This window comes from Stieleria varia (genome assembly GCF_038443385.1).
GTDB classification, from domain to species: Bacteria; Planctomycetota; Planctomycetia; order Pirellulales; family Pirellulaceae; genus Stieleria; species Stieleria varia.
Genome location: NZ_CP151726.1, coordinates 2,999,419 through 3,025,939, shown reverse-complemented (window position 1 = coordinate 3,025,939; position 26,521 = coordinate 2,999,419). Strand labels below are relative to the sequence as shown.

Here is a 26,521-nt window from a genome sequence, read left to right as displayed (position 1 = left end):
TCAAGAGCCGGTTTCCGGTTCGTCCGAGTGCGTGCGTTTAAGTTCCATCAAGCGTTGGTTGTACGCGGCGATGGTTTCTTTGCGGCGTAACATCCCTAGAAATACGCCTGGGCGGTCGGGGTCCAATACCGGCAGCTCGTCCAAGTTGTGTGAGGTGAATCGTTTTAGCGCCGTGTTCAGGTCATCGTCCGGGGCGAGCGAGAGAAAATTGTCCAGCATGATGTCGCGAGCAACGGCGAGACTCCAGATCGTGTCGTTGTACAAATACGCCCTCACGTCATCGTCGCTAAAGATCCCCACCATCTTTTGATCAGCATCGATGACGGGGAAATAGTGCTGATGTGTGTAAGCCAACCGATGGACGATGCCGTCGAGCGTCATGCCTTCGGGGATCAACACGATCTCGCGATTCCGCTGGTACAAATCCCCGACCTGCAAGCCTTCCAGGACATCGACGATGAAATCGCCGCGGTGCGCCATCGACTCCATTCGCGTTCTGGGCTGGCGTTGATAAAGCCGAAAGTGCTGACTGAGCACGAACGTCAAGGTCGAAACCAACATCGTGGGCAACAGCAGTCCGTAATCCCCCGTCAAGGCACGCACCATGATGATCGTCGAGATGGGCGCTCTGGCGATCCCGGAAAAGAATCCCGCCATCCCGACCACCGCAAACGCTTCCGGCTCCGTGAACAAATCCGGCCAAACCGACTGCAGCAACAATCCGACTGCGGCGCCGGTGCATCCGCCGATCACCATCGATGGGCCGAACACACCGCCCGACCCCCCTGAGCCGATGGTCAGCGAAGTCGTCACGATTTTCGCCAATGCGATCGCGATCAAGAACGAGATGCCAATGGTCTGGGCGCTGGTCACCGCGACTTGCAAGGAACGGTAGCCGGTTCCCAGCACGCTCAGCAGGACCTGTTGTTGCCCCAGGGCATAGTACAGACCGATGCCGATCACTCCAGCCAACGCTGCACCGATCGCGGGACGCAGGTGCTCAATGACGGGCAGACGATTGAACAGCGATTGCGTCCCCGACAGCGTTCTGACGTAAATGGCCCCCATCACGAACAACAGAACCGCCAGCAAAGCGTAGGCGGGGAGCTGCAGCGGTGAGACGAACGTGTGATCGAGTCCTGCACCGAACAACGGGACGAAACGAGTTTCCACTGGCAACGATTGCACGTAGACGCTGTAGGCGATGACGGATGCCGAAGCGGCCGGGACGATCACGTCGGCTTCCAAGTCAGCGTCGCTGTACAAGATTTCGCCCGCGAAGACGGCACCGGCCAGCGGCGCGCGAAAGATCGCGCCGATCCCGGCGCCCATGCCGGCGGCCAACATGATGCGTCGCTCACGGTCACTGAGTTTCAACTTGCTGGCCATCCATGACCCGAACCCGGCACCGATCAAAGCAATCGGTCCTTCGCGGCCGCCCGAACCGCCCGTTCCCAGTGTGATGGCCGAGGCGATCGTCTTGATCAATGGAACGCGTCCTCGGATCTTGCCACGTTTGTTGTGGAACGCATCGATCGCGGCGTCGGTCCCCGCGCCGGCGGTTTCCGGTGCCAACGTGTAGACGATGATCCCCGAGACCAGGCCGCCGAGTGTCATCACGGCAATCACCATCCAAGGCGAGAACGCAACTTCGGCGTGGCCGAAGCGGGAGTGTTCCCCGATGGCTTCGCTGGGCGAATAACCTGCGAATTGGCCAAGCGTGAATCGCAGCACGAACTGACCAAGCACATCAAACGCGATCGCCGCCAATCCGGCGACGAGTCCGATCAGCGATGCCAAAAAAATCCACTTGCCCAGTGAATGAAGCTCAAAACGCTTCATCCAGCGATGGACACGGGTATCGGCGAGAGAACGGTCAGACATTATCCAGGCAGTGTAGGTCCGGCAACGAAGCGGCAGCAGAGCAAGAGCTGTGGTGGACTGCTGATCACAGGGCCGCTCAGCTTAACCTGCATCACAAGAAGCGAAAGAGCTGTGCTCACAAGCCGCTAGGCGCGGGTGATTCATCAGCCGGCACGCGATAGCGTCCGGTTCCCGATGACAGGCGTGAGAACCGGACGCTATCGCGTGCCGGCTGATAGGCGCAGCCTGCTTTCGTGCCAATCCGCGTAAGCTGTTTTGTGCAAACGTATTGCGAAGACGATAGTGAGTCGCGTGAATCATCCGCGCCTAGCGGGCTGTTGACTATTTCTGTCTTCCATCTTTTTGACTCTCGGATCGGAGATATCATGATCAGGTTGGCCTTCCCTGCCTCTGCATCCCTTTCCCCTCCTTGGACCGCACCCATGCGTTACTCAATTGCGTTGACTCTTTTCTCGTTGCTGGCTCTGGTTCTGTCTGCTCCCGCGATCTCGGCCGATGATGCGGTCTCGCTGTCGGTCGGTGATGAGGCGCCGAAGTTTGAGGCGAAGGATGATTCGGGTGAAACTTGGAAGTCGACAGATCATGTCGGCAAAAAGATCATCGTGCTGTACTTCTATCCCGCCGACATGACCGGCGGCTGCACGGCGCAAGCGTGTGCGTACCGAGATCGCATGGACGAGCTGGCTGCGAAAGACGTCATGGTCGTCGGCGTCAGTGGCGACACCGTGGAAAACCACAAACTGTTCAAAAAAGCACACGATCTGAACTTCGCCCTGTTGGCCGACACGGAAGGTAAAGTCGCCAACGCGTTCGGCGTCCCAGTGAGCCTCGGTGCCAAAACGGTCGAGAAGTTGATCTTGGGCAAAAATGAATCGCTGACCCGCAACGTCACCGCCAAACGCTGGACGTTCGTGATCGGCCTGGACGGCAAGATCGCGTACAAAGACGAGAAGGTGAACGCGAAACAAGACCCCGAAAAGATCGCCGAAGTCATCAAGGATTTGAAGTGAATCGAATCCAACGCATGGTCTAGTGTTGATGCCGGGTTGAACTCGCGTTCTAAGCGGGTTTCACGTAGCCGAGCCTCTCGGAACGTGAAAAGCTAACCCCTCAGTCGCGGATGCGACGACAGCATACAGCCTGGGGCGCGAGCCCTCTTTATCCTACACATCTCCGATGAGCCTTTTGTAGGCGAGGAAAGCTTCGTGGTACGACTCGATTTTCTGCATTCCTCGCCAGATCGTTGTGGAGCCGGGCGGGCCTTGGCCTTTCTTGTCCAGATAGCCGCCAAGCTTGGCGACCACCAGCATCCATTCGCCGATCGTGGGAGGTGTTTCGGGAACCTCACGTCCGGCAAAGACCACGAGGTACGTCGCCTTCCAAAAACTGGCATCGTAGAAACGCTCGCAACTGACTTGCGGACAAACTCGATTGGCGGTCTTGAGTTGCTCGACTCGAAACCCAGTGATCATCAAAAGCGTCACCGCACGCACGTATGTATCGATCTGCTCGTACTTCAGCTTCTCAATCTTCATGCCGCTCTTGAGCGTCTTGAAATACAGTTCGATGTCCCAGCGGCGACAATAAGAACCAATGACTCGTTCGATTTCCGAGATCGTCGAAATGGGGAGCGATGTAAAAAGTAACCAGCGGATCGGCTCTTCGCCTTCGGGTGCGTCCGTTTCGACGGCCTCGACAACATTGATCGTCACGTCGGGAGCACGACCACCAGGGCGTGCCGGGCCGCGTAAAGTGACCTGCCGGGCACGAATCGAAATCGATGCTACCCGGGCACTGCGACTCATCCGACGAGCACGCGTTTCTCCGATAATTAATGACTTTCGCTCGCTTAAATCGATTTCACGCTGAAACTGAAACTCCGTCTCCTGCATCACTTCGGAGATCGTCCTGGTTTCACCTTGATCGAGCACTGTGCGATCTTGGCAACCACGAATGACGTAGTCATAGTTGGCCGCCAGATCATCGGTTTGCGCTAGCAATTCATAAATATCAGACTCGCTGTCCGAGACGCCAATGTAGTGCGTCTGGGGATGAGCCAGTGCGATTTGCTCGCCACTTTGAAACATCTCCAGCCAACGGTAGCTTTCTTTTTCTTCAAAGGCTTGCTGGCGTCGCAGGTTGACTTTTTCTGTGTTGTTCAGATCCGTCTTGATGTCATCACGCGTCCAAATGCACTGATCGACCGTGCCCAGAACAAGTCCATCCTCGGTGATCGCATAGAGTGGGTGCAGAAAAAAACCGAATTTGTCCCGACTCTCCAACGGCCCGGCACCGCGGACTTGCCGCTGTGGTTTGGTGAGATCACAGACGGTGGTATCCTGGGATAGGATGACGACCGGTTGCTCGGCGGTGCGAGCGATTGAAGCATCATTGTGGGCTTTGAGAATGCCGTCCACAGGGATATTTCGATTGTTTACCAAACGGTAGGTTGCCTCAAGTTTCGCGTTGTCCTTACACGCACTGGGCGTAGATTCGGCAATCTCGGACTGTTGCTCAAGAATCAGGGCGACACGTCGCTCCCGCCGCTTATCACCTAAATCCAAAGTCCGAAGCTCATCTTTTATCCAGCTTGCCATTGTCCCGATCCCTGGGGAAGTGTTTTGTCGACTCCAACCGACCAAAGGGTAGAAAAAAAGATGTGTAGGATAAAGAGGGCGCGAGCCCCAGGTGAACACCGCCCGACGCCGCCAACAAGCCGCGGAGCGGCGACAGATTGCATCCGGACCACCGCGTGCTGTAGCGTGCTGTAGGCTACACCAAACGTTCTATGCTGTCGCTGCTCCGCAGCTTCTGGGCGGACTCGCTTGCAGAAACATGGGGTTGGCACCCCATGCTGTATGCTGTCGCTGCTCCGCAGCTATCGGAGCTAACCCGGGGTGCGCTGGCTTCGCCGCGATCCCAGGCTATGTTGTTTAACCACTTCGTGGTCGGTTTGGAGAATGAGTGTCCAATCTCGTTACCAATATCACGCGAAGCGATGATTGCTACGTGGATTTCGCGACACTTATTATCCGCACGTCCCCCGAGGCTCGAAAGTATTCGCGTCCCGAGAGACGCGTCTATGTGGTCGCCAACCAATCTATTCCGGCTTGCTTTCAAAAAAGTCGTGTAACATCGCCTCAACGTGCTCGCTTGGTCTGACAGTCCACCTGTCGTTTGACGAACAGGGTGTCAACCAAGCCATTCACGTTGAGGTATCTGCCGTGTTCCATTTCAAACCCGGCGAGTTGATTCGCCGCCAGTTGTATGCCGTCTGTCTGCTTGCCGCATCCTCGTCCTTCGCGGGCATCGCGTCAGCAGGGGATTACCAAACGATCCTGCGAAGCACCGCCTGGATCATCACCAGCGACGCGGAAAATCAGACTTCCACCGGCACAGGTGTCTACATCGACGCCGAAAAAAAGCTGATCGTCACCAACGCGCACGTGGTCGGCGAAAGCCGCAAAGCCGTCGTGTTCTTCGCAGACGTCAAAGACGGTAAACCGCAAGTCAAGCGTAAACACTATCTGTCCAACATTCTGAAATTGGGCATCCAAGGCAACGTCGTCGCCGTGGATCGCAAACGCGATTTGGCGTTGATTCAATTACCCAATGTCCCCGGTGACGCGGTCCCCATGGACTTGGCTGATGCCAGCACGACTCCCGGTGCCGACATTGATTTGATCGGAAACCCTGGCGATGGTGACATCTTGTGGGTCTACACCGACGGGACGGTGCGATCGGTTTACGACAAAAAATTCAAGTCCAACCATGGTGAACACGAGTTCTTGGCCGTCGAAACCCAGACCTTGATCAAACCGGGCGACAGCGGCGGCCCGATCGTGGACGCCGACGGAAAGCTCATCGCCATCGCTCAATCGTTTTCGCCATCGAGCCCCCTGGTCAGCTACTGTGTGGACGTCACCGAGATCCGAAACATCATCGCAAGCCCCTGGAAAAGTGCTCCGCTGCCCAGCAAGGTGCTGTTGGACGAAACCGGCATGCCGTACACCAAACACACCAGCGGGCACTACCAAATCGACCGCAAAATCGGCACCAATACGCAGGCCGTCTTTGTCGCCAAGGATACCGAATATCACGAGCGAGCCGACATTCGCCGCGTCTGGTCCACCGTCTTGACGTCCCAAACCGCCCCGGATGCCGACCTGATGATGCGTCTGATGCGTCAGAGTTCGGCGACCAAGCTGGGGGCTTGGGCGATCGAAAAGAACGAAACCGAAGGCTACATCGTGTTTTTCGTCGCCAAATTGGATGCCACAGCCAGTGACGAAGCCTTGGAGAGCACCGTGGACTACGTCGGCCGACTCGCCGCAGCGATGAACAAGGAGCTGACGCCAAAAACAACAGAAAAATCAGCCGAAGAAACCCTGGCTTCTTGGCTCGCCGAGTGATCGGGCCCCCGATGGAGACTGCTGACTTGGTCATGTTGCGCTGTACCTTTGAGCCGATGGCGCTAGCCACGGGCCTGTGAGCCGATGGCCTAGCCACGGGCCTGTGAGCCGATGGCCTAGCCACGGGCCTGTGAGCCGATGGCCTAGCCACGGGCCTGTGAGCCGATGGCCTAGCCACGGGCCTGTGAGCCGATGGCGCTAGCCACGGGCCTGTGAGCCGATGGCGCTAGCCACGGGCTTCGAAGGCTTTCCTCGACACCATGAGGCCCGCGGCTAGCCCGGATTATTCACGCCACTGACTACAGTCTTCGCAATACGTTTGCACCAAACGGTTTACGCGGATTGACACGAAAACAGTCTGCGCAGATCAGCCGCCACGCGATAGCGTCCGGTTCTCACGCCTGTAATCGGAAACCGGACGCTATCGCGTGCCGGCTGATGAATAATCCGCGGCTAGCGCCATGCGGCTCACAAGGTCAGCAGTCTCCCAAAACACCCGGCAGAACAAACCGACACCAATGGCTTGGTTGACGGATCAGGGAGCGGCCGATTTCCCAATCGACGCTCCCTGATTTTTTTTCTGTAACAGATCGCCCACGGGTTCGCTTGGATCTGCAGAGGAGGCAAGTCAAGTGCTTCCCATACCAGCCAAAACACCCTCCATCAGGACCAAGCCATGAAACGATCCATCAAATCCATCGTCGCTCTGACCACTCTCGCAGCTGCCACCGTCGGCCAAATCTCTGACGCCTCCGCATGCGGCGGCCGCGGCGGTTTCTCGGGATACTCGCGACCTGCAGCCACGTACAGCAGCGGTCATTCGGTTCGCTACGGCAACAGCTACGGATCACCTGCTCCGATTTCATACGGCTCCAGTGTTTCTTATGCACAGCCGAGCTCCTATGCACAACCGATCACCTATGCACAACCGAACACACAGGGACAGCCGATCACTTACGGCCAGCCCACTCATCTGGGCCAGCCGATGCAGACACAGCCCGTCCAAAACGGCCCGGTCGTGCAACAGTCGGCACCTCAAGGCCAGCAGTTTGCGACCGCATCATCGAATCAAGTGGTGCCTAACTCGGCTCCGACATCGCGTCAAGCCTTCGCTGCTTCGGCTGGCATGACGAACTCGACGAACTCGACGCCGAACCAACGTTCGCAAACGCTTCGCCAAACGCAGCCGACCCAGCCATCGGCTCAGCCGGCGCAGCAACCTGCTCAACAAACAACTGTCCAGCCCGCTGCGACAAATCCCACGGAAAATCCGGAGGCCTCTGCTTTGGCGGCACTTGCATCGCTGACGTCCGCCAACGCATCCCCCGAACCGACGAACGCGGCAGTCGACAGTGGGGTACCGACTTTCTCACCGGCAACGAGCACCGCCGCAGCGTCGCCGTTCGTGGGAACTTGGCAAGCCACGCTGCCTAGCAAAGTCACCATCACGTTGTCGCTGGACCAAGACGGCAAATTCAGCTGGAGCGTGAGGGACAGTGCGGGAAAAACGACACAGTTCGACGGGCAGTACCGAATGGATGGAGGTCGCTTGACGCTTGTTCGCTCCAATGACCTTCAGCAAATGGCGGGATCCCTGAGCGAAAAATCGAACGGCTTTACCTTTCAACTCGACGGTTCCACTAACGGTGGCTTGCAGTTTGACCGCGTCTAATCGACCAACGAGGGTTACGGGAATCCATCAAGAATCGGACGCCCCGGATACTTATGAGAAATAATACGCCGGTCAGCCTCATTCAAAGGCTGACCATTTCTCGTTAACGCTACACGCATGAGTTTCACAGCCATGGCGATGTTCGGTGCGACAACGAGACGCATCGAGGGCGCTGCGACGACGAATCAGGAAGTTCCCGAGTGATCGAAACAATCAATGAACAATTGAGAAAAACAACGGCTCAGAGGAAATCACACCGCCGTTAGAGTGGATAGGTGGAACAGGTGTACCTATAGAGAGATGAATGAAGTTTTCACTTTAGACTCGACTTCGAACCAACTTTGCTCTATCATTTCGACAACGAAAGCGGTTCGCCGCATTCGCCAGCGTTCGAGAGGTTTTGCCCCAACCCCTCGGACGCGTTTTTTTTGCGCTCGTGGTTGGCGCGTTCTAGCCCGGATTATTCATCAGCCGGCACGCGATAGCGTCCGGTTCCCGAGTATGGGTGCAAGAACCGGACGCTATCGCGTGGCGGCTGATATGCGCAGACTGTTTTCGTGCCAATCCGCGCAAGTCGTTTCGTTCAAACGTATTGCGATGACCGTATTGAGTCGCGTGAATAATCCGGGCTAGCGCTGCGAGCGCTAATTGAACTTGCCTCCTAACCCACATGTTTTCGTTGCACTCGTGTCCATCCAGTGGCGCTTTCAGCAACACTGACGACTTGTTATGGAGCCAGCTCGGTTCCTGCCGGTGGCTTCAGTGCACCAATCAGCCATTGGACATTCACAGACGATTGGCTGCCCACCAACGCATCAAATAAAGCGTCCGTTGCGTCGCGTCGAATCGCTGACTGATCCGGCAGATCTTCGAAGGCGACTTCTTTGGGTTCGAACGCGTGCACCAAAACAAGATGACGTCCGAGCGGGCTAACGACTCGCGTGCTGACGGCACCTGGCTTGGTTTCGCGAACCGCATTCATGACCGACGACGGCAAGTCACCGTCTTTGGAAACCCAACCGACGTAGCCACCTTCACGCGCTGTTCCTCCTTCGCTGTGATCTCGCGCAGCGGCGGCAAATTCGGTGATGATGTCTGACGCGTCCCCGAGATGCTTGAGGATCTGCTCGATGCGATCGTCGCTGATGCCTGCGGAGGACGGATCCTTGGGGTCCACGGGTAGGAAGAGATGCGAAACCTCCCAGCGGCCGCCCGCGTACTTTGCCCGATTGCGTTCGTAGAACAATTTCAGATTCTTGTCGTTCAGTCGGCTCTTGAGATATTCCCTCCATGCGATTTGCCAGCGAAGCTGATCCAGCAGACCGCGTTGGTTGCACCGGTTTGCTTCGGCATGCTGTGCGAGCGAGCCGCCGCGTCGCTGCAAGTCGTTTTCGAACGACGCGATCCCACGATCAATGATTGCCTGCAGGGCCGCGCCACCTTTGGATTCCAACGCCCTGCGTGCCAAGTGTTGGCGAACCAACAACGCGGCCGTCGCTTGTTGGACCTGGATCGGCACTTGTTGCAAGCTCTTGAATTGCAACCGCTGCAACAGCACGAGATTCAGTTCACCCAAGAAAACCGGCTCGCCTGCGACCGACGCGATCGGATCTTCGGGGGAATACTTATCATCAGCGGCTTGCGAGATGGAGGCGACCGGCAAGACGACGAGCAGCAGAGCGACGACCAGCAGGGCGACGAGCAGCCGTGCCAAAACGCCGGCAGAACAAAGGCGGTGAAGTGTTCCAGTGGTCATGGCAACGGGATGTCCTGCAGTACGAAAGGAACTTCGTTCTTGATAACGCTGGTGGGCGACTGATAGATCACCTTGGATTTCCCCAGACTTCCGATGTCAAACAAATAGGCGATGCCAATGCTGTCTTCTGTTTGTCGGTACAGCTCGTATCCGAGATGCTCACTGCGATTACCTGCTTCGTCCATCACGAAGACTTTGTTTTGAAAGATCCATTGACGATGGCTTTCCAGCGACCGATCGGCGTCGGCCAAGACAATGCCCAGTCGGACTTCGTAGATCGCACCGTTCTTGCGAACATCCTCCAGCTTGACGGTCATCGAATCGATTTTGTTTTCGCTGCCAGGATCGCTCAACGCGAGTTCAAAGTCTTTTGTCTTTCCTGGCAGCAATGACTCGATGACCCCCGAAAGCGATTCGATCTTTCCGGGCTGGTCGGCGGGCAACTGCATCGGCAGATAGAACTCGCTGAACGCAAGATCGCTGTTGGCTGCGATGTCAACGGTACCGCCGGATTCCTGCGGCTTGAGCGGTTGACCGTTGTCGAGCGTGCCGCTGAGTTGATCGATGGGAATGGTCAGTCCGATGGGAGTAAGCCGAGGTTCCCAAGCGATCTCCAAACTGATGTTCAATGCACTTTGGTCGGGTTGATTCAGTACTCGCCGCGAGCTGACCGCGGTGGGCTCGATCCGATACACACCGCTGTAGGCTGCGGAGTCGACGCGAGAGGGTCGATCTTCCGCCCGTTCGACCAACGCGAGTGTGCCTGTTTCGCCGCTGTAGAAATTGATGTCCAAATCGGCTTGGTCCAAGACCAGATCCACGGCATGCCAGAAGGGTAGCGGCGTACTGACGCTTTGGATGGCAATGGTGTCGTTGTCGCCGCCTTCGAATTCAATGCCACTGTCCCGGCTGATCGCCTCAAGTGCTTCGGCCAAGTTCGTCACATCGGTCAAGCGAACCGTGATGTCGGACGACTCCTCCGTGACACGCGCCGCGAGCAGTTTGCTACGAACACGTTTCAGACGCTCAGCGGCTTCGATCGAAAGGCCTGCCTTCTCTTCTGGCAGAAACTCAAACGCGGCCGGTCCGGCTTCGATCAGTTTTTGCTCGGCTTCTTTTCGGACGGACAAGCTCGGTGCGTCGAGTTCGTCGAGCCATTCCAGCACATCGCTCTTGAAATCGGCTGGCAAATCTTGTCCTGGGGCGTTCGTCACGAAAATGGCAAGGACCAACAAAGAAACTGGACAACACCTGGCCATCAGCGATCCGGTCGAAAACCTCATCGCAAAGAGCGGGCGTCGTTTTTCAGCCATTGAAATCATCACAATCCTCACAGACGTATGGGCGACAGGGTGTCAAGCGTTCATTCGCACCCGACGCGTCGCGTGGGCGGTTCGCGGCAAAGGCGGCAGTCGCGATTCTAACCTAGTGTTTGGCAGCCCGTCTCTGTCCGCAACCGACAAGCTCGGTTTCTTCTGCCAAAACCGCCATGACGAACTCAACCCTTGCAATCAAAATCTCTACGATTGCCCGTCGCTGTTTCGCCCCATTGCTCGTGATGTCAAGTATCACTGCCGCTCTCGTGGGCTCACCGCGATGCTCCGCAGCCTCGCCAGGGATGCTGGAGTTTCTGGCTTCTGGACGGGTGCAGCACGGAATCGCCTTGATCGATCTGCAACACGAGATGGTCGTCCTGGATCGCCACGGAGAGATTCACTGGCTGGACAGGCAGGCCAAGCAAAACGTCCGCCAGTTGGACGCGTCCTACGAACCGGCGTCCGTGATGGAGCTCAAAAACAGCTTGCAAAGTGAGTTTGGCAAGCAATTCGAAGTGCTCACAACGCAGAATTTTCTGGTCGTGCAACCTCGTGGACGTGGTACTCGCTGGCCGGACTTGTTCGAACAATCTCACCGCGCCTTTGTCAGCTACATGTCGCGACGCGGTGTGGAAATTCGCCGCGGTCGTTTTCCCATGATCGCGGTCGTGTTTCCGGATTCCTCCGCGATGTACGCAGAATTCAAACGCCGATCCATCGACATGCCACGCGTGGCCGGTATTTACTCCAGCGACTCCAATCGTGTGATGACTCACGACGGCGGCTACACGCCTTCGGTCGCCCAAACCGTGCGTCACGAAGCCGCCCACCAATCCGCATTCAACTACGGGGTGCACAGCCGAGTGGTCAACACGCCGAAGTGGATCAGTGAGGGCATCGGGCAAATGTTCGAACCGGAGAGCATGGTCAGCCAGCAAGCCGGCTTAGCAATCCGAGATCGAGTCAACCAAGACAGCATGACGCTGCTGATCCGAAATTACGACTCAGGCAGGTCACCCGAATTCGCACTGCGGATGATGGAACTGATCGGCGACGACGCTCTGTTCAAAGGCCGAGACACGGTCAGTGATGCGTACGCGATCTCATGGGCGATGATGTACTACTTGGCCGAACGTGAACCAAAGGCGTTCGCCCAAATCCTCCAGTTGACGTCTCGCAAGCCGACCTATGCGGACTACTCACGGGCGGATCGACTCCGCGATTTTGAATCCGTCGTGGGCGTCAACCCGATGGACTTCAGCAAACGCGTCGCTTGGTTCCTAGGATCGTTGCAATAGTCTCGCCGATGCGATAACAAGCCCGGACGATTCATTCGCAACGAGCAATCATTCACTGGTGTAGTGGACGAGGTCACGAGTCCTGGGGCTGGTGGACTCCAGTGAGCCTCAGAAGCTAGCGGGCTGTTGATTTAGTGAGCCGCGACGCGTAAGCGGCCGGGCCTACCGCGTTGCCCGGTGCCTTACGGCCCACGGCTCACCCTTGCGTTCCCAATTTCGATTAAATCAACAGGCCACTAGCCGTGGGGCAGAGGCGGATTGTGGTGCCGGCCCACGGCTAGCGCCTGAGGCTCACGTTGATTGCGACAAGTGGTGCCGGCCCACGGCTAGCGCCTGAGGCTCACTTTGATTGCGAAAAGTGGAACAAAAACATTGACAAAAATAGCAGCGTCAACACTAATCTTTGAGCAGTCCAGTGGACAAGAAACGGCTCCAAGAAAAACGCCGAAACATCAAGTCAACCCCAGATTTTGATCAGCCCAGATTTTGATCAGCCCAGATTTTGATCAGCCCAGCCTAACGCACTGCCCTACATCCCTACGGCCCACTCTTGCGATCCCAATTCCGACGGAATCAACGGTCCGTTAGCTGCGCACGTTCATTGTTCAAAGGTCTTTGTCGGAACCGCCACGGTCTCATGATCGGCATGGAAAATGAGGAAGTACTCGACGATAGCGACCATCGCTGTCAAACCGAGTATGACCGCTATGTGGATCGCGTAGCGTTTCCAAAAAGGCCTGAGTTTTCGGCGACTCGGGCTTGACGCTGTTTTGCGAGGATGGGGTGGTGGGATACTGGCAGACGCATCCTGTCTCCGTGTATCCAAGATCGACTGTGCACTCTGGCTTGCATCCTCAGATGCCGCACCTTCTTGTCTACCCGGCTTTTTTCGCTTCAGGCCATACAAGGCGTCCTGCATCGGCGGCAATGCCGTACTGACGCTCAGCACCTTGCCTTGATCTGCGGCATACTGTTGACATTCGACGAGCAAGTCGATCAATGCGTGAGGTGCTCCACGGATGCTTCTGAGATCCAACGGAATTCGGGCTTTGTGCTCGTCGATCTCGTTTTTAAGATGTTGCCGCACCTCATCAATGCACTCCTCCACACGACTCCAGTCCAATCGGACTCGGGATTCGCCATATACGTCATCTAATTGACGATCCAATTTGGACATGCTCGTCGACTCGCAGGGAATTAATCAACCAATGCTCCTAGCCATTTTGCCCCCCCTCGCCTCTGATCCATTATCTTAGGGGGTCACACAAGACCCCATTCAATCGATTTTGCAAACTCACAGAATCTTCATTGTGCCGCCACTACAAATTAACCCTCTCGACGCGACGTCCCACATGGTTAGCCGTCTGTCATGATCGTTCCTTACAGCACTGACGCACCTCTCTATCATTGGCCGATCACCACGATTTCGCTGATCGTGGTCAACGTCGTGCTCTACTTCACAACGACATTTCAATTTCATTTAGGCAATCTCGAAGAAGAGTCCGTCACGTGGCTGATCTTGAATTTTGACACCATCAATCCGCTGCAGTGGCTGACCGCACAGTTCATGCATGCGGACCTGATGCACTTGTTGGGCAACATGTTTTTCTTGTTTGCCTTTGGCCTGATCGTCGAGGGCAAGATCGGCAACCTGCCTTTCTTGGGGCTGTACTTGGTGATCGCATTCATCGACGGCGCGGTCACTCAAGTCCCGATGTATTTCATCAGCGGCGAAGGCGCCGCGTTGGGCGCCTCCGGTGTGATCTTTGCCGTTCTGACCATCGCAGTGCTTTGGGCTCCCGAGAACGAACTGGATTGTTTCTATCTCGTGTTTCTCTACTGGGGAACATTCGAAGCGAGAGTGATCACGTTCGGCGGGATCTATATCGCGATTCAATTCCTGTTGGTGTTCTTGAGCCAAAGCATGTCGTCGGAGATGCTGCACGTGATCGGTATCCTGATCGGGCTACCGATAGGTTTTGCAATGCTGCGGCTTGGCATGGTGGATTGCGAAGGCTGGGACGTGATCTCTCGCAATGAGTGGCTGCACGATTATCCGTTGTTGTACAGTCCAGAGAAACGCCAACAGGACAAACAAGGCGTCGTCGAAGTTTATGATCCCGTGGGCACTGCATTGGCGTTGGAGGGTGCCGGAGAAGATGCCCGACGACGGCTCAGCTTGGTCAGCAACAAACCGGCAGCCGCCAGCGCATCTGCATCGGCATCGCCAACGGTCGCATCGCCAACAGCCAACGCGACAGCCAGTCTGTCACCGCAAGTTGCATCGCGTCCCAGTCAGATGCCAAACGCCACACGTCCCGGCGTCTCGCTTGCGGGGGCAGTCTCAACGGCACACTGCATCGATCCAGCCGTACAGCAGCGCGCCCAGTCGCATCCGGAATACAACCGTTTGGCATTCTTGTTCCGGCAAGGCGTTCAGCAGAAGAATCTGTTCTCCGCGCAACAAGCGTTTCTGCAACTGGATCGGCTGCAATTGACAATCGGTTTGAACGAGCAATCGCTGATGCAATACGTGACGTTGCTGGGAAGCGAGAAACGATGGGTGGATGTCGTTCGCCCGCTTTCGGTCATCGCATCGCAACACGGTGCCCTCGCCGTGGACGCGATGTTGCGGTTAGCCCAAGTTCAACTGCGGGTGCTCAATCGCGCGGACCAAGCCATTGCGACGCTGAGAAGCATCCCCACACCCCCTCCGGAAACCATCACCGACAGCGAACAACAAAAGATCGCCAAACGCGACGAGTTGTTGGCAACGGCGCAGCGTATCGCCAGCCACCAACAGTGAATACAATACAGTGATCACATTGCCGACTTCGCCGCTCACGCACGCCGCTCACGCACGCCGGGCTTGTTCTTGGCAATCGCACTCACTCGTGAAATTCACTATGTCACGCATTTCAATCGCAGTCGGTCTCCTGTTGTTAGCCGGGATGGGGCAGGCCGAGGACTGGCCCCGTTTCCGTGGTCCAGACGGACGCGGCGTTGTCGCCAGCGACCTGCCGACGACTTGGAGTGAGACCGAGAATCTTGCTTGGAAAACAAGGCTTCCCGGAAAAGGATCCAGCAGTCCTGTCACATTCGCTGACCGTGTTTTCCTGACGGCTTATTCCGGATACGCGGTGGACGAAGACAACCCAGGTGACCGTACCGCGTTGAAACTACACGTCCTGTGTCTGTCGCTCAGCGATGGCAAGCTGCTTTGGGACCAAACGATCTCCCCGTCACCGGCCGAACAAGATGCCAACAAACGTGTGATCGACCACGGCTACGCATCGCCAACTCCCTGCGTCGATGCGGACGGCGTGTACGCATCGTTCGGTCCATCAGGTGTGGTCGCGTTTTCGCATTCGGGCGAGCAAATCTGGCGACAGGAGGTCGGCACGAACACCGCCGGTTTCGGTGCCGCCGCCAGCCCGATTGTGTTCAACGACTTGGTGATCATGAACGCGTCGATCGAAGACGGATCTGTATACGGCATGGAAAAATCGTCAGGCAAGATTCGCTGGAAAACCGACGGCATCACCAAAGCGTGGACGACACCTACCTTGGTACAAACGGCTGAGGGCAGCACGGAGATGGTGCTCAATCAGCAAAACGCGATCCTGGGATTGGACCCCGCCACCGGCTCCAAGCTGTGGAGTTGCGATGCGATCGAAGACTACGTGGTGCCATGCGTCGTTGCAGAAGGAGAAACCCTGTATTGCAGCGGTGGACGCGAAAACAAGACCTTTGTGATCAAGAGCGGTGGTCGAGGCGATGTCAGCGAGTCCCACTTGGTCTGGGAAGCCTCCCGAGGGGCGAATGTGACTAGCCCAGTACTCGTCGCTGGTCACCTTTATTGGTCGCATGACAAATCCATCGCACTGTGCGTGCGAGCCAGTGATGGTGAAGAAGTCTTTCGTGAACGCATGCCGACACGCAGTCGCGTTTACGCCTCCATTGTCAGTGATGGCAAGCATCTGTTCTTGACCACGCGCGACGCCGGTGTGTTGGTGTTGGCAGCCGAACCGACCTATCGCGAGATCGCCATCAATCATCTGGGAACAGAATCCGAACGCTTCAACGCGACTCCAGCAATCGCCGATGACCGTCTGCTGATTCGGTCAGATCAATACCTTTACTGCGTTGCAAAACCCAATAAGTAGGGGGAGTATGCGTGGTGAATGAATTCTGGCGAATCCCATTACTGATTCAGAACCACTTTTTTCGTTTCCTCTCAACCCAACCGCGTCCTGCAATGCGATTTCATACACTCTCTGCATTATCGTTGATTTTCATTTTGTCTCTCGTCGTTTCGGCGGATTCCCCTCAGCGTGTACCGCTGCCCGTGGCCGACGCGGATGCCAAGACCCAAGCGGAGATGAAGCCGTACACGGAGTTGTTGGAGCACACGGAAGTCGAGATGGACATGCTGCCGATTGCTGGCGGTCAATTCCTGATGGGCAGTCCAGAATCGGAAGAGGACCGAGGCGATGACGAGAGCCCACAACACAAAGTCACCGTTGCACCGTTTTGGATGAGCAAGTGTGAGATCACTTGGGACGCCTACGACGCGTGGGGCGAAGAAATGGATCAGCGACGACGCGAGTTGTTGTCTCTGCCCAAAACGCCACGCGACATCGCAGTGGACGGCGTTTCCAAACCGACGGAACCCTACACCGACATGAGTTTTGGAATGGGCCGCGAAGGCTATCCGGCAATCTGCATGACACAACACGCCGCGAGAACTTTTTGCAAATGGTTGTCGGCCAAGACCGGGCGATACTATCGATTGCCCACCGAACCCGAATGGGAATACGCATGCCGCGCCGGAACCACCACGGCGTACTCGTTCGGCGACGATCCCGATCAACTCGATGAGTACGCGTGGTATGCCGGCAACACGGACTTTAACTACCAACCGGTCGGCCAAAAGAAGCCCAATCCGTGGGGACTGCACGACATGCACGGTAACGCCGCTGAATGGGTGCTCGATCAATACACGCCTTACGAGACGATCAAATCGACGGACAACCCGTTGCAGATTCCGACCAAACTTTATCCCCGCGTCGTCCGCGGTGGAGGATGGGAGCATGACGCCGACCAACTGCGCAGCGCAGCGAGAATGCCGTCATCACCCGAATGGAAGGACCAAGACCCTCAGGTTCCACGCAGCATTTGGTATCACACCGATGCCCTGTCGGTCGGCTTTCGTGTCGTCCGCCCGCTGACCGAACCCAGCGAAGAAGAAAAGAAGCAGAAGTGGGAAAACACGCTGCCGGTCCAACTCGACCCGGTGGAGTGAACTGTTGATCAATCGTGAACAGGCCGTTCGCCTGGGCATCTAAAAACTTGGTGTTGACACTGTGTTTTGCCGCCATCGTTTTGTCCCCCGCATCACCTCCACCAAGGAACTTTGGAGAGGGGTCGCGCTCTGTTGGAGTCCAGGCTTTAGCCGTTCGAATCTGGGTTTGCTCAGTGCTCGGATCGGCTAAAGCCTAACACTCCAACGGGTTTCGATCAGCGTTCCAGCGTTCGCCACGGATCATTTGCCGCTTCCTCGTTTGCCGTTCGCCGTGATTGACTTCGGCAGTTTGACCTTCCGCCTGATGGCAGTTTCATTCTTCTGGTAACCGGCGTCATTACGTCTCGCGTTCAGCGTGCTCTGCAGCTCGGCGACCGTGGCAGCGTACTGGGGATTATTTGCAAGATTGGTAAACTCACCGGGATCGTTTTGTAAGTCATACAGTTCCGCTCCCGCCTCGCCAAATCCCCACTGTGTGAATCGCCAGTCCGTGGTTCGGATCGACTCGCCACCGCTGCGGCTGATCGTGAATGCGTGTTTCTTGGCCCACTGCGGTGAATTGATGTCGACCAACAGCGGCTTGAGACTTGATCCCTGCAACGTTTTGGGCGCGGGGATGTCGGCAAGGTCCGTTAGCGTCGGATACAAGTCCACCAACTCGGTGATCCGCTCCGTCGCTTGACCGTGTTGGTCGGTCAACCAAGGCACGCTGATGATAAACGGCACACGAGTCGCTTCTTCGAATAAATGCTGTTTCTGAAACTTTTCATGGTGCCCCAACAGGTACCCGTGATCGCTGGTGAAAACGACGATCGTATTGTCTTCCAGCCCTTGATCTCTGAGTGCATCGAGCACCCGTCCGACTTGCGCGTCCATGTAGGAAACACTCGCGTAGTACGACTGTAGCAACCCCTTATGCAACTCCGGCGTGACGCCGTACGTGGTGCTGTTTCTCTTGTAGTCGCGGATGATTTGCGGGACGTCATCCAAGTCACCCTCGGGTATGATCGGCGGAACCATGTCATGGCGATCGTAGCGATCGAAGTACTCCTTGGGAGCGACCAGCGGCACGTGGGGACGCACGAATCCGACGGCCAAAAAGAAGGGTTTGTCTTTGACTCGTTCCAAGATTTGGATCGCTCGGTCGGCCGCCATTCCATCGGCGTGATCGCTATCGCCGCCGGAGGCGACGACCGAGGTAAAACTCTGCGACCCTTTATCCTTGGGCGACCAATTCGTCAATTCACCGTCCGCGTTCTGCTCCGGTGCAGTGACATTGAACGCTTCGTCCCAAGACAGCGAGTCGTCTCGCTCTGCAGTCCCAGCAATGATCTCATGCGGGATGCCCATGTGATAAATCTTGCTGACGCGAGCAGCGAAGTAGCCTTGGCTGCGGAAGGCTTGTGACAGAGTCGTCACGTCAGGCATGTTGCCACGCAAGGTGCCTTCGTTGCCCAACGTCAAGTTGGAGTAGGGATAGAGCCCCGACATGAGCGACGCTCGGGAGGCACCGCAAACGGGATATTGGCAATGCATGTTTTCGAACCTGACCCCGCGTTGGGCCAATCGATCCAGGTTCGGAGTCTTGCATTGCGGGTGCCCAAATCCGCTCAATGCCGTGTTCAAGTCATCCGCGATCAAGAACAAGACATTGGACTTCTCAGATTCAGCAAATAACGCATGCGTCAACATGCCCATCACCAAGCCGGCCATGCAAAACAATCGTGTCATCGTCATCATCAATGTGCTCTTTACCGTTTTCAAAATGTCATGGAGAGGAATGGTTCACAGCGACTCCATCAAAGCATCTACTTCCTCGTTCGTCATTCGGTTTTGTACTTTTTTCAGCATCATTCGAAAGTACTCACGTCCTTGAGGTGACTTCGGCAGTCCGGCGTTACGCAACGGCCCGTCGCTCGAAACGATCACGCCCAAGTCAAGTGACAGCATGGCGTGGAACGCTCCGATCGTCCGTTGGCTGCCCAACTCAAGGCGAATCTCCGCAGCGTGATCATCCAGTCCATCAATCAGAGTGACGATGACGAGATCCTTTTCAAGAACGTCACGATGCCGATTGACCCACATCGCCAAATCGTAGACTGAATTGGAAAGCGTGTTCCCAGTCAGCAACCAAATGTTTTGCTTTTTCGCCTTCGCCATGATGCGAGCTCTTTCCAGCTTGCGGCGACCGTCGTTCTGGTACGGAACGTTTTCTTGGATGAAATCAACGCCCCGTGTCACTTCTGCCTTGGCGACGTCCAGTGTGATCTTGTCCGATACGGTTGCGCTGTCTGTGGTGACAAACATCAACAGTTCTCCGGGACGCGGTTGAGGCCAGTCCAATGCTGCCCAGCGATCCGCCTCGGCTAGCATCTCATCGGCTGTCATCAAAACAGGGCTGAAACGTGGCACCGGATCCATCGTAAAACGCTTTCGGATCTCACGCCCCAGGGCCAGTTCAGCATCGCCCGCTGCGACAAAAATGATGGCGGGGATCCCAAGGTGCTTTGCTTTGCCACGAGCTCGATCCAACGCGATAAGTTTCCAATCTTGCCAATCCGGCTCGAGGGCGTGTCTCAACCGCACCTCGAACACTTCGTTTTCGATCTCTTCACCGGGCTCAAATACTCGTACAGCAGGTGAGACACCAGTCACATCCGTTTTCGATGAGTTTTCGATGACGAGTCTTAATGGAATCTCCGGTGGAATGAAATCGAGTTGGAATCGACCTTCCTCATCCGTCTGGACCGTCCAGCCGACGGGAAGTCCGTACGACAAAGCGAGACTGACAAACACATTGGATAGTGGTTTTCCTGAGTCTTGATCGATGATTTGGCCAGTGAGGCTCGCGTTGGATTCCATAGGCAGATCGACGTTTTGAATATGGCGGTCCACGGTTGCAAAACCTGAACGACCATTTTTCCGGTCAACCACCAGCGTCGAAAGCTGCGAGACATCGCAAGAAACGTTCATGGCACCGTCGGTAACGGGCAACTGCTTGATAAAGGCGTGCAAGTCACCGGCCTCCAAACTCCATCCGTAGGATTTCACGTCTGTAGAAAGCTCAAAGGGACCATCTTCCGTCACCGGTCGTGCGACAAAATGAACCATTCCGAGACGGTCGCGATGGAAAACGACCCGCTGGGAGTCGGTGGACTCTACTGCCAGGATTTTCGTTTCGCTCCAAAGGTCAGATCGCAATTGGACGTTTACGGCTGCTTGTCGAATGCCCAGACGGGCAATTCCGTCTTCACTCGGCCAAACGGAATAACGCACCTGTCCGTTGCGGGTTTTCTCCTGCCCCGATGGATCAATCCATGTGACTTCCACATCACTGCTGAGATTGAATTTGCACTCCATCACCGGAGCACGGTCAACTCCCAGCGTACACTCGATTTCAACAGGGGTCGCGGGGACCGCGTGCAGTGTCAATGGGCTTTGTTCGGCATCGTTTGCTGCCAGTATAGGTTTCGAAAAGACATCGCTTGTCCATTCCAAATCGGACACCAGCAATGCGAACCCATGTCTTGATGGCACTAGAAGGTTAAAAGATCCATCGTTAGTAATCCTTGTATTGACAACACAACTTTCGTATTTGGGCGATGCATAACCATTGCCAGTCACCAGCATTCCTCGTCCGTCAACACTATCAGGCAGTGCAACTCGTCCCGCAACAGAAAACATCCGCCTGACCCAAAGGGTTGTGAGGCCTTCGTCCGTCCTCGATCGATCGACCAAATCCTGTTTCCAGCCGTCGGAGAGTAATTCAACGAAGACATAGTAAGGTTCTTCTTTGGGAAACCAAGTCAATTTCGCCACACCGTCTTGATCCGTGGTCGCCCGAGTTTGCTGCATTGTCTTGCTGGAAATGCGATATCCCATTGACAGGTATGCGTTGGCGGCGACTGTTACGCCGGGAACTGGATTTCCATCCCAATCCAAAACCCTCACCGCGTGAGTTTCAGTAGGAATTAATGCCAGAGAGGTTTGTGCATCCTCCATGGCAGCCGCACCTGCCACGCCTGCCACCCCAAGTTCATCGTGAATTGCTACAACCGAGATGAGTTTATCATTGGATGGGTAGTCAGCGACGAACATCCCGTTCGCGTCCGTCTCGCCCACGATCTCAAATCCCATTCCTGTTACCGCGACTGCTACATTGGCAGCAGGATCGCCATCATGTGTGACCGATACCGAGCGCTGCAACGAAGGCTGCAACGTGATCAAGAGCGGTTTAGAAAGTCGTAGTCGCGCGTTGCCTGCCGACTCTCGAAACACCGTTTGGTGACGGTGGTCTTTTGACGCGACGTGCAGCAGTACACCCGAAAGAAACTCGTCCGTCAGCTCTACAACGCCCTCCGCGTCCGCCATCTCGGTGATCGTCGACTGACGATCCAGATCATGCGAATGCACGACGGCGTGGGGAGCCGGGGAGCCGTCTGACAATTGGATCTTCGCTCTCAGCGTCAGACCGTTGGTCGGCGGCCCGCCCCAAGCTGACAAGCAACATACGATTCCCAGCGATATGCCTAGTGCCTGTCGGAAAAGAACCGAGAGAAGCTCAAAATGATTCATCCGTTTCTCCAAATCGGTTTTCCACGGTACCGCAAGCCTTGAAATCGTTCGTTGTACGACACCGTCAATCTATCAGATTTGCGGAAATCCATGGTCATCGTCGGTGCCGATCGTCGCCAAGCGGAAAACCACCTGTGAAAAGTGCGCATGAGCGACGATCTTTGCCTATTCAACCAATCCTGACTGAGTAGAGTGAGTGCCCGTTTGGAATCCGTCCGACGAATTCCGACATACGAATGATAAGGAACGCCTGCTCGGGGGATGTAGGATTTGAACGCTAGAGGCAATCTCAAAAGTCGACGACTCGTTTTCGAGAAACTTCAATCGCGGTTGCCGCTGGCGGGTGAGTTTGGAGTCGAGGTGACCGTCGAACAACTCGACTACGACGCGACGTTCAACAATCGGGAATGGCTTAAAAAGAAACATCTCGGCGTCGTCCGCTCGGAGTATCGCGTCACCAATTCATCCGATCGAACCTATCCTGATTTTAAACTTCGAGATCGGATCCTGGATGATCCGGAACCCTCCGTGAACCGAGAGGCGTTTGACACCAACCCGATCGTTCGCGGACAACCTGCTTTTGCTGTGTCAGCAGGCGCTGCTCGCGGAGCACTCATCTCTGATTTCGTGAGTCATCCGAGCCAAGATTGGCTGATCGGATTTTCGGAGGACGATGAGACGCTTTCCATCATCGACATGTCCACCCATCAATTGATCAAGAAGGTCTGGGTGGGAAACTACCCGACGGGCTTTTCCTTTTCGCCCGACGATAGGGAACTGTTTGTCGCAACGAATCTGTCCAACCAGATCACCGTGATCGCCACCACAAGCTGGACGATCGTGCGGACCATCGAGTTGCCCTACGCGGCGTCGACGGTCTTCGCATCTGCCGGCGGTCAACTCTTTGTGGGCGAATCTCAGCGACTGCATGTGCTGGATCCGAAGAACGGAATGCCACTTGCGCCGCCTCTCACCGGTGTCGTCGATGCAACGCTTTCAGATAATGGTCGCACCTTGTTCATCAGTCCGCCACCAGAGTTGGATGTTTTCGCTGAATCCATTGACGTGTCCGTTTTGGTCGGCGAATCACCGGTGAGAAAGCAATGGGGCGTCGGACATAAAGGGGGCGGCAGGATCGAAGTCTCTGAGTCCGGGCGATACATCACAGAAACGTTCATCTCGCGGACATTCGTGTTGGACACGACGATCGATGATCCGCCCAGAGATTTCTCTTACGCCTATGATTTTGTAATCAGCCACGATGAGCGGTTCGCGTACTTGTCCTCCACAGACAGAATCCTCGTCCTGAATCTGGATCTCGGATCGGTGGTCGCAGAGATGGATACTCAAGATTTGTACCGCTTAGCGTTGAGTCATGACGATCGGTACCTGATCACGAGTACTGCTGGCTCGTACGGCGCGGGCTTTCGCACCACAGGACGATTCAGAGACGATCCAAAAGACTTCTACTCCAGTTGGGACAAGGTGTTCGATCCTGGTGAGACCTGGGAGTTCACCTACAAGTGGGCATACGGTGTGAACCGTGATCGGCACGCGGGAGCAACATTCTCCGCCGAAGTTTCAACCGTCTTTAAACCAGAGGGCGGAAATGAATGGAGCGCTCCGCAGCACGTCTACACGGCGGAAATCGACAAGGATGCTCTCAAAGTTCATGCGTATACCGCTAGTGGCGAGGTAGTTGAGCCGTCTGTTTTCCTCGGAACAAGTTTTGGGCATAGCATTGTGACCGCCGGGTCGAATGTTGTGTGGAACATCTCGGTCGAAAAAATAGGTCTGTTAGATGCCGTGAATCTCCAGGTCCTCGCCTCTGTCAATGGTGGAAACTCCGTCGAGGCGAAGTACATCTCTGGAGATCAGAGACGTGACGGGATTATGGCTGAATCTGAAAAATGGGAGTTCACCGTCACGCATCCTGCAGCCGAGGGTATCCAGACCATCGAACTGATCATCACCGCCGACACGGACGCTCCTGTGAAACTACTTCGACGTGTTCTTTCAGCCACCGGTCCGATCGTGGCCCATATGGGACTGGAATTTGACTTCGATTTGGTTGCGACCGATGAGATGCTTGGCAGCACGCGAGCTCAGGATTTAAGCTCAGTCACTGCGGGAGACTCCCTTCGCTGGGATTACCGATTGACCAACACGGGAAACTTTCCCCTCAAAGACATCACGTTTTTCGACACCCGGGGTGCAAACAATGACGCCTTGGCTGAACATCCTGGTAACACAGAATTGATTGTCTTACCGCCGGATGACGAAGAACGCGCGGCGATGCGTGGCTATTTGGGCACCAGGAGATTCTCGGATGCAGCCATCACAGCGATCAGCATGCACCTGACAAAACCACTGATTTTCATCGCGGATCAGAACGGCAAAAAGATCCAAAAGTTCGAAGCAACTTCTTTCTCGACCATCGACGCTGTTCCCTTTGATTTTGGATCAGCGTCGATCGTGCAACTTCTGCCCGCCGGAGCATCTCGAATGCTGGCGAGGACATCCGACCACGAAGTCTGGGAGTTGAACATCGACTCGATGCAGTGGGGCAGGCAAGTATTGGCTCCATCGACCGATCAGATGCGCGGCGCCATTCACGATTTGACCTTCAGTCCAGAAGGCGAATTCTTTCTGCTGAGCGACCATGGGATTGAACGTTTCGACCACACGGGAAACGTCTTGATGGAGACGATCCCCACGCCTCGCCAGGACGTTGGCACGATCGCGGTTTACGGTGGCAGGCTCTACTACCGCAACGGGTTCAATTCTCAGTTGGTGTGCTATGACATCGGAGCTGCCGCGACGATCGAACGTTGGCGGACTCCTGCCGCCGAGCGAGACTTATTGCAACCACACGCATCAGGAATTGAGTTTAGTCAGGACAGCAACGGAAACGAATATGTCATCGCAGACACCTACGTTCCGGGGCTCAACCTTGCCATCGTCACGCGTCGCCGCGTATCGGATGGTTTCAATCTGGGCGGGTTCAATGCATTTATCGGTGATGTCCACGAGGAGACGGCCAAGCATCCCGCCGATGGAACGTCCTATACACGGTTTGGGTCGGACAGTTTTTCCAGTTGGAGCAAAGTGTACGACTACCTTACGGGGCATCGGTCACCGAACACCCTGATTGCGAGAAACGACCTCCTGGGAATCAGGCTCAGTGCTAGCCGGAATGAGGTCCATGTCGCAGCTGTCGCAGCCGCGAATGAATTGGTGTACGGCGACGTCAACCACAATCAACTGCTCGATCCTGGTGAGACCTGGCACTATCAGCTTTGGGGTGCTGCCGTCGCGGGCAATCACAGGATCGACACGCGGGTGACGGTTCAATCTCCATTGGGCGATCGTATCATTCTCAACGATTTCGTTTCCTATCGAGCCTCCGTTGTCTCCGAGTCCGTCGAAGTGCGGGCTGCGGCAAACGTTCGCGGGCTCAAGTTCTTTGAGGTGTCCGATGTCCTTGATGAAGTCCTGGAGGGGTTTGTCAGCGCGGACACACGTTTTTATGTCGACGGTGGCGTCTTTCGTTTGAGAGAGGACGCGGTTCTGACGTTGGAGGACAACGGACTGACGGTGGCCGTCCATGACAACGTGCTCGGCCTGAAACGCTTTGTCGTGACCTTCATCGTTCAATCAAACCCGCGGCCCTATCGTAACGCACTGTTGCGATTTGACGTGAATTCGGACGGCATCGTCACAGCACTGGATGCCTTGCTGATCGTCAATGCACTTTCTGAGGGTCCCGGTCGAACGCTGCCTGCCATACGCAATCCGGGAGAGTGGTATTGGGACGTCAGTGGCGACAATCGAGTCAGCGCGTTGGACGCCCTGCAAGTGATCAACGAACTGGCACGACAGAAGATTGAATCGGAATCGCTCTCACTGGAAACACTGTCGCTGGGAATCGTTGATCCCTTGAGCGATTCCATGAGCGATTCCATGACGCTGGGAATGACTTTGGGAATGGGAGTTGGGGCGCAGCATTCCGCTATCGTCGGGCATTGGAATAAAAACAGCGGTTGATTTCACCGTCTCTGTTGATGAACGTGGGGCGTGGTCGGCTCCTTCGCTACGGAAGGCAAACGAGCGACTACGTAGAATCGATGGGATTCTGGTATGCTGTTGAGACGCTAAAAAATCCTTCCTTGCCCCGCCCGCGTCCCACCGAGATCGTTCCTTGATCCCCCGTCAAAGACTGCTCCTCCGTCTGAAGACGAACCCATGTTTACTCAAGTGCGTGGCCTCGTCCCAGCGGAATCGATTTGTCCTCGCCGTTTGC

Annotated in this window: 15 protein-coding genes; 8 read left to right on the top strand and 7 right to left on the bottom strand. The window is 55.8% G+C overall.

What is annotated here, in order from left to right; translation table 11 throughout:
- On the bottom strand, nt 1-1,884 hold the full coding sequence (locus tag Pla52nx_RS10050) for a chloride channel protein (protein ID WP_146521565.1): 1,884 nt from the start codon (nt 1,882-1,884) through the stop codon (nt 1-3).
- Nucleotides 1,885-2,306: 422 nt separating this feature from the next.
- Here Pla52nx_RS10050 and Pla52nx_RS10045 point away from each other — a divergent pair, with 422 nt between their 5' ends.
- On the top strand, nt 2,307-2,894 hold the full coding sequence (locus tag Pla52nx_RS10045; RefSeq protein ID WP_146521564.1) for a peroxiredoxin: 588 nt from the start codon (nt 2,307-2,309) through the stop codon (nt 2,892-2,894).
- 153 nt (nt 2,895-3,047) lie between these two features.
- Here Pla52nx_RS10045 and Pla52nx_RS10040 read toward each other — a convergent pair whose 3' ends face one another.
- Nucleotides 3,048-4,481 (bottom strand): IS4 family transposase, encoded by a 1,434-nt coding sequence (locus tag Pla52nx_RS10040; protein ID WP_342190379.1) that lies wholly within the window; start codon nt 4,479-4,481, stop codon nt 3,048-3,050.
- A gap of 627 nt (nt 4,482-5,108) precedes the next feature.
- Here Pla52nx_RS10040 and Pla52nx_RS10035 point away from each other — a divergent pair.
- Both Pla52nx_RS10035 and Pla52nx_RS10030 read left to right on the top strand, forming a co-directional pair.
- The gene (locus tag Pla52nx_RS10035; RefSeq protein WP_231741914.1) at nt 5,109-6,296 is read left to right on the top strand and encodes a S1 family peptidase; all 1,188 of its coding nucleotides are present in this window, start codon (nt 5,109-5,111) and stop codon (nt 6,294-6,296) included.
- Between the two features lie 676 nt (nt 6,297-6,972).
- Complete coding sequence (locus Pla52nx_RS10030) at nt 6,973-7,968, top strand: hypothetical protein (RefSeq protein ID WP_146519705.1); 996 nt, start codon at nt 6,973-6,975, stop codon at nt 7,966-7,968.
- Between the two features lie 727 nt (nt 7,969-8,695).
- Here Pla52nx_RS10030 and Pla52nx_RS10025 read toward each other — a convergent pair.
- Together Pla52nx_RS10025 and Pla52nx_RS10020 are read right to left on the bottom strand one after the other, a co-directional pair.
- Nucleotides 8,696-9,724 carry a peptidylprolyl isomerase gene (locus Pla52nx_RS10025; protein WP_146519706.1) on the bottom strand — a complete coding sequence of 343 codons (1,029 nt, stop codon included), beginning with the start codon at nt 9,722-9,724 and terminating at the stop codon, nt 8,696-8,698.
- Complete coding sequence (locus tag Pla52nx_RS10020; protein ID WP_231741915.1) at nt 9,721-10,938, bottom strand: hypothetical protein; 1,218 nt, start codon at nt 10,936-10,938, stop codon at nt 9,721-9,723. The genes Pla52nx_RS10025 and Pla52nx_RS10020 overlap by 4 nt, the downstream gene beginning before the upstream one ends.
- Nucleotides 10,939-11,282: 344 nt before the next feature.
- Here Pla52nx_RS10020 and Pla52nx_RS10015 point away from each other — a divergent pair, with 344 nt between their 5' ends.
- The gene (locus Pla52nx_RS10015; protein ID WP_197454522.1) at nt 11,283-12,338 is read left to right on the top strand and encodes a DUF1570 domain-containing protein; all 1,056 of its coding nucleotides are present in this window, start codon (nt 11,283-11,285) and stop codon (nt 12,336-12,338) included.
- 598 nt (nt 12,339-12,936) lie between these two features.
- Here the strand turns inward: Pla52nx_RS10015 and Pla52nx_RS10010 are convergent.
- The gene (locus Pla52nx_RS10010; protein ID WP_146519708.1) at nt 12,937-13,515 is read right to left on the bottom strand and encodes a hypothetical protein; all 579 of its coding nucleotides are present in this window, start codon (nt 13,513-13,515) and stop codon (nt 12,937-12,939) included.
- 192 nt (nt 13,516-13,707) lie between these two features.
- Between Pla52nx_RS10010 and Pla52nx_RS10005 the strand changes: the two genes are divergently transcribed.
- The 3 genes from Pla52nx_RS10005 to Pla52nx_RS09995 all read left to right on the top strand — a co-directional run bounded on the left by Pla52nx_RS10005 (nt 13,708) and on the right by Pla52nx_RS09995 (nt 17,643).
- Nucleotides 13,708-15,144, top strand: coding sequence for a rhomboid family intramembrane serine protease (locus Pla52nx_RS10005; RefSeq protein ID WP_146519709.1), 1,437 nt, complete (start codon nt 13,708-13,710; stop codon nt 15,142-15,144).
- Nucleotides 15,145-15,244: 100 nt separating this feature from the next.
- Nucleotides 15,245-16,504, top strand: coding sequence for a PQQ-binding-like beta-propeller repeat protein (locus Pla52nx_RS10000; RefSeq protein WP_146519710.1), 1,260 nt, complete (start codon nt 15,245-15,247; stop codon nt 16,502-16,504).
- A 92-nt stretch (nt 16,505-16,596) separates the two neighbouring features.
- On the top strand, nt 16,597-17,643 hold the full coding sequence (locus Pla52nx_RS09995; RefSeq protein ID WP_146519711.1) for a formylglycine-generating enzyme family protein: 1,047 nt from the start codon (nt 16,597-16,599) through the stop codon (nt 17,641-17,643).
- Between the two features lie 240 nt (nt 17,644-17,883).
- Here the strand turns inward: Pla52nx_RS09995 and Pla52nx_RS09990 are convergent, their stop codons facing one another.
- Nucleotides 17,884-19,374: a sulfatase gene (locus tag Pla52nx_RS09990; protein WP_197454523.1), complete on the bottom strand. Its 1,491-nt coding sequence runs from the start codon at nt 19,372-19,374 to the stop codon at nt 17,884-17,886.
- Between the two features lie 54 nt (nt 19,375-19,428).
- Complete coding sequence (locus tag Pla52nx_RS09985; RefSeq protein WP_146519713.1) at nt 19,429-22,218, bottom strand: hypothetical protein; 2,790 nt, start codon at nt 22,216-22,218, stop codon at nt 19,429-19,431.
- A gap of 360 nt (nt 22,219-22,578) precedes the next feature.
- On the opposite strand from Pla52nx_RS09985, the gene Pla52nx_RS09980 reads away from it, so the two are divergent.
- Nucleotides 22,579-26,265, top strand: coding sequence for a dockerin type I domain-containing protein (locus Pla52nx_RS09980; protein WP_231741916.1), 3,687 nt, complete (start codon nt 22,579-22,581; stop codon nt 26,263-26,265).
- Nucleotides 26,266-26,521 lie beyond the last annotated feature (256 nt).

What these genes read in the sequence shown, in the direction of transcription:
- Pla52nx_RS10015 (WP_197454522.1), top strand. Translation starts at nt 11,283, where the DNA reads ATGTCAAGTATCACTGCCGCTCTCGTGGGCTCACCGCGATGCTCCGCA.
- Pla52nx_RS10010 (WP_146519708.1), bottom strand. Translation starts at nt 13,515, where the DNA reads ATGTCCAAATTGGATCGTCAATTAGATGACGTATATGGCGAATCCCGA.
- Pla52nx_RS10005 (WP_146519709.1), top strand. Translation starts at nt 13,708, where the DNA reads ATGATCGTTCCTTACAGCACTGACGCACCTCTCTATCATTGGCCGATC.
- Pla52nx_RS09995 (WP_146519711.1), top strand. Translation starts at nt 16,597, where the DNA reads ATGCGATTTCATACACTCTCTGCATTATCGTTGATTTTCATTTTGTCT.
- Pla52nx_RS10045 (WP_146521564.1), top strand. Translation starts at nt 2,307, where the DNA reads ATGCGTTACTCAATTGCGTTGACTCTTTTCTCGTTGCTGGCTCTGGTT.
- Pla52nx_RS10025 (WP_146519706.1), bottom strand. Translation starts at nt 9,724, where the DNA reads ATGACCACTGGAACACTTCACCGCCTTTGTTCTGCCGGCGTTTTGGCA.
- Pla52nx_RS10000 (WP_146519710.1), top strand. Translation starts at nt 15,245, where the DNA reads ATGTCACGCATTTCAATCGCAGTCGGTCTCCTGTTGTTAGCCGGGATG.
- Pla52nx_RS09985 (WP_146519713.1), bottom strand. Translation starts at nt 22,218, where the DNA reads ATGAATCATTTTGAGCTTCTCTCGGTTCTTTTCCGACAGGCACTAGGC.
- Pla52nx_RS10030 (WP_146519705.1), top strand. Translation starts at nt 6,973, where the DNA reads ATGAAACGATCCATCAAATCCATCGTCGCTCTGACCACTCTCGCAGCT.
- Pla52nx_RS10040 (WP_342190379.1), bottom strand. Translation starts at nt 4,481, where the DNA reads ATGGCAAGCTGGATAAAAGATGAGCTTCGGACTTTGGATTTAGGTGAT.
- Pla52nx_RS10050 (WP_146521565.1), bottom strand. Translation starts at nt 1,884, where the DNA reads ATGTCTGACCGTTCTCTCGCCGATACCCGTGTCCATCGCTGGATGAAG.
- Pla52nx_RS09990 (WP_197454523.1), bottom strand. Translation starts at nt 19,374, where the DNA reads ATGACACGATTGTTTTGCATGGCCGGCTTGGTGATGGGCATGTTGACG.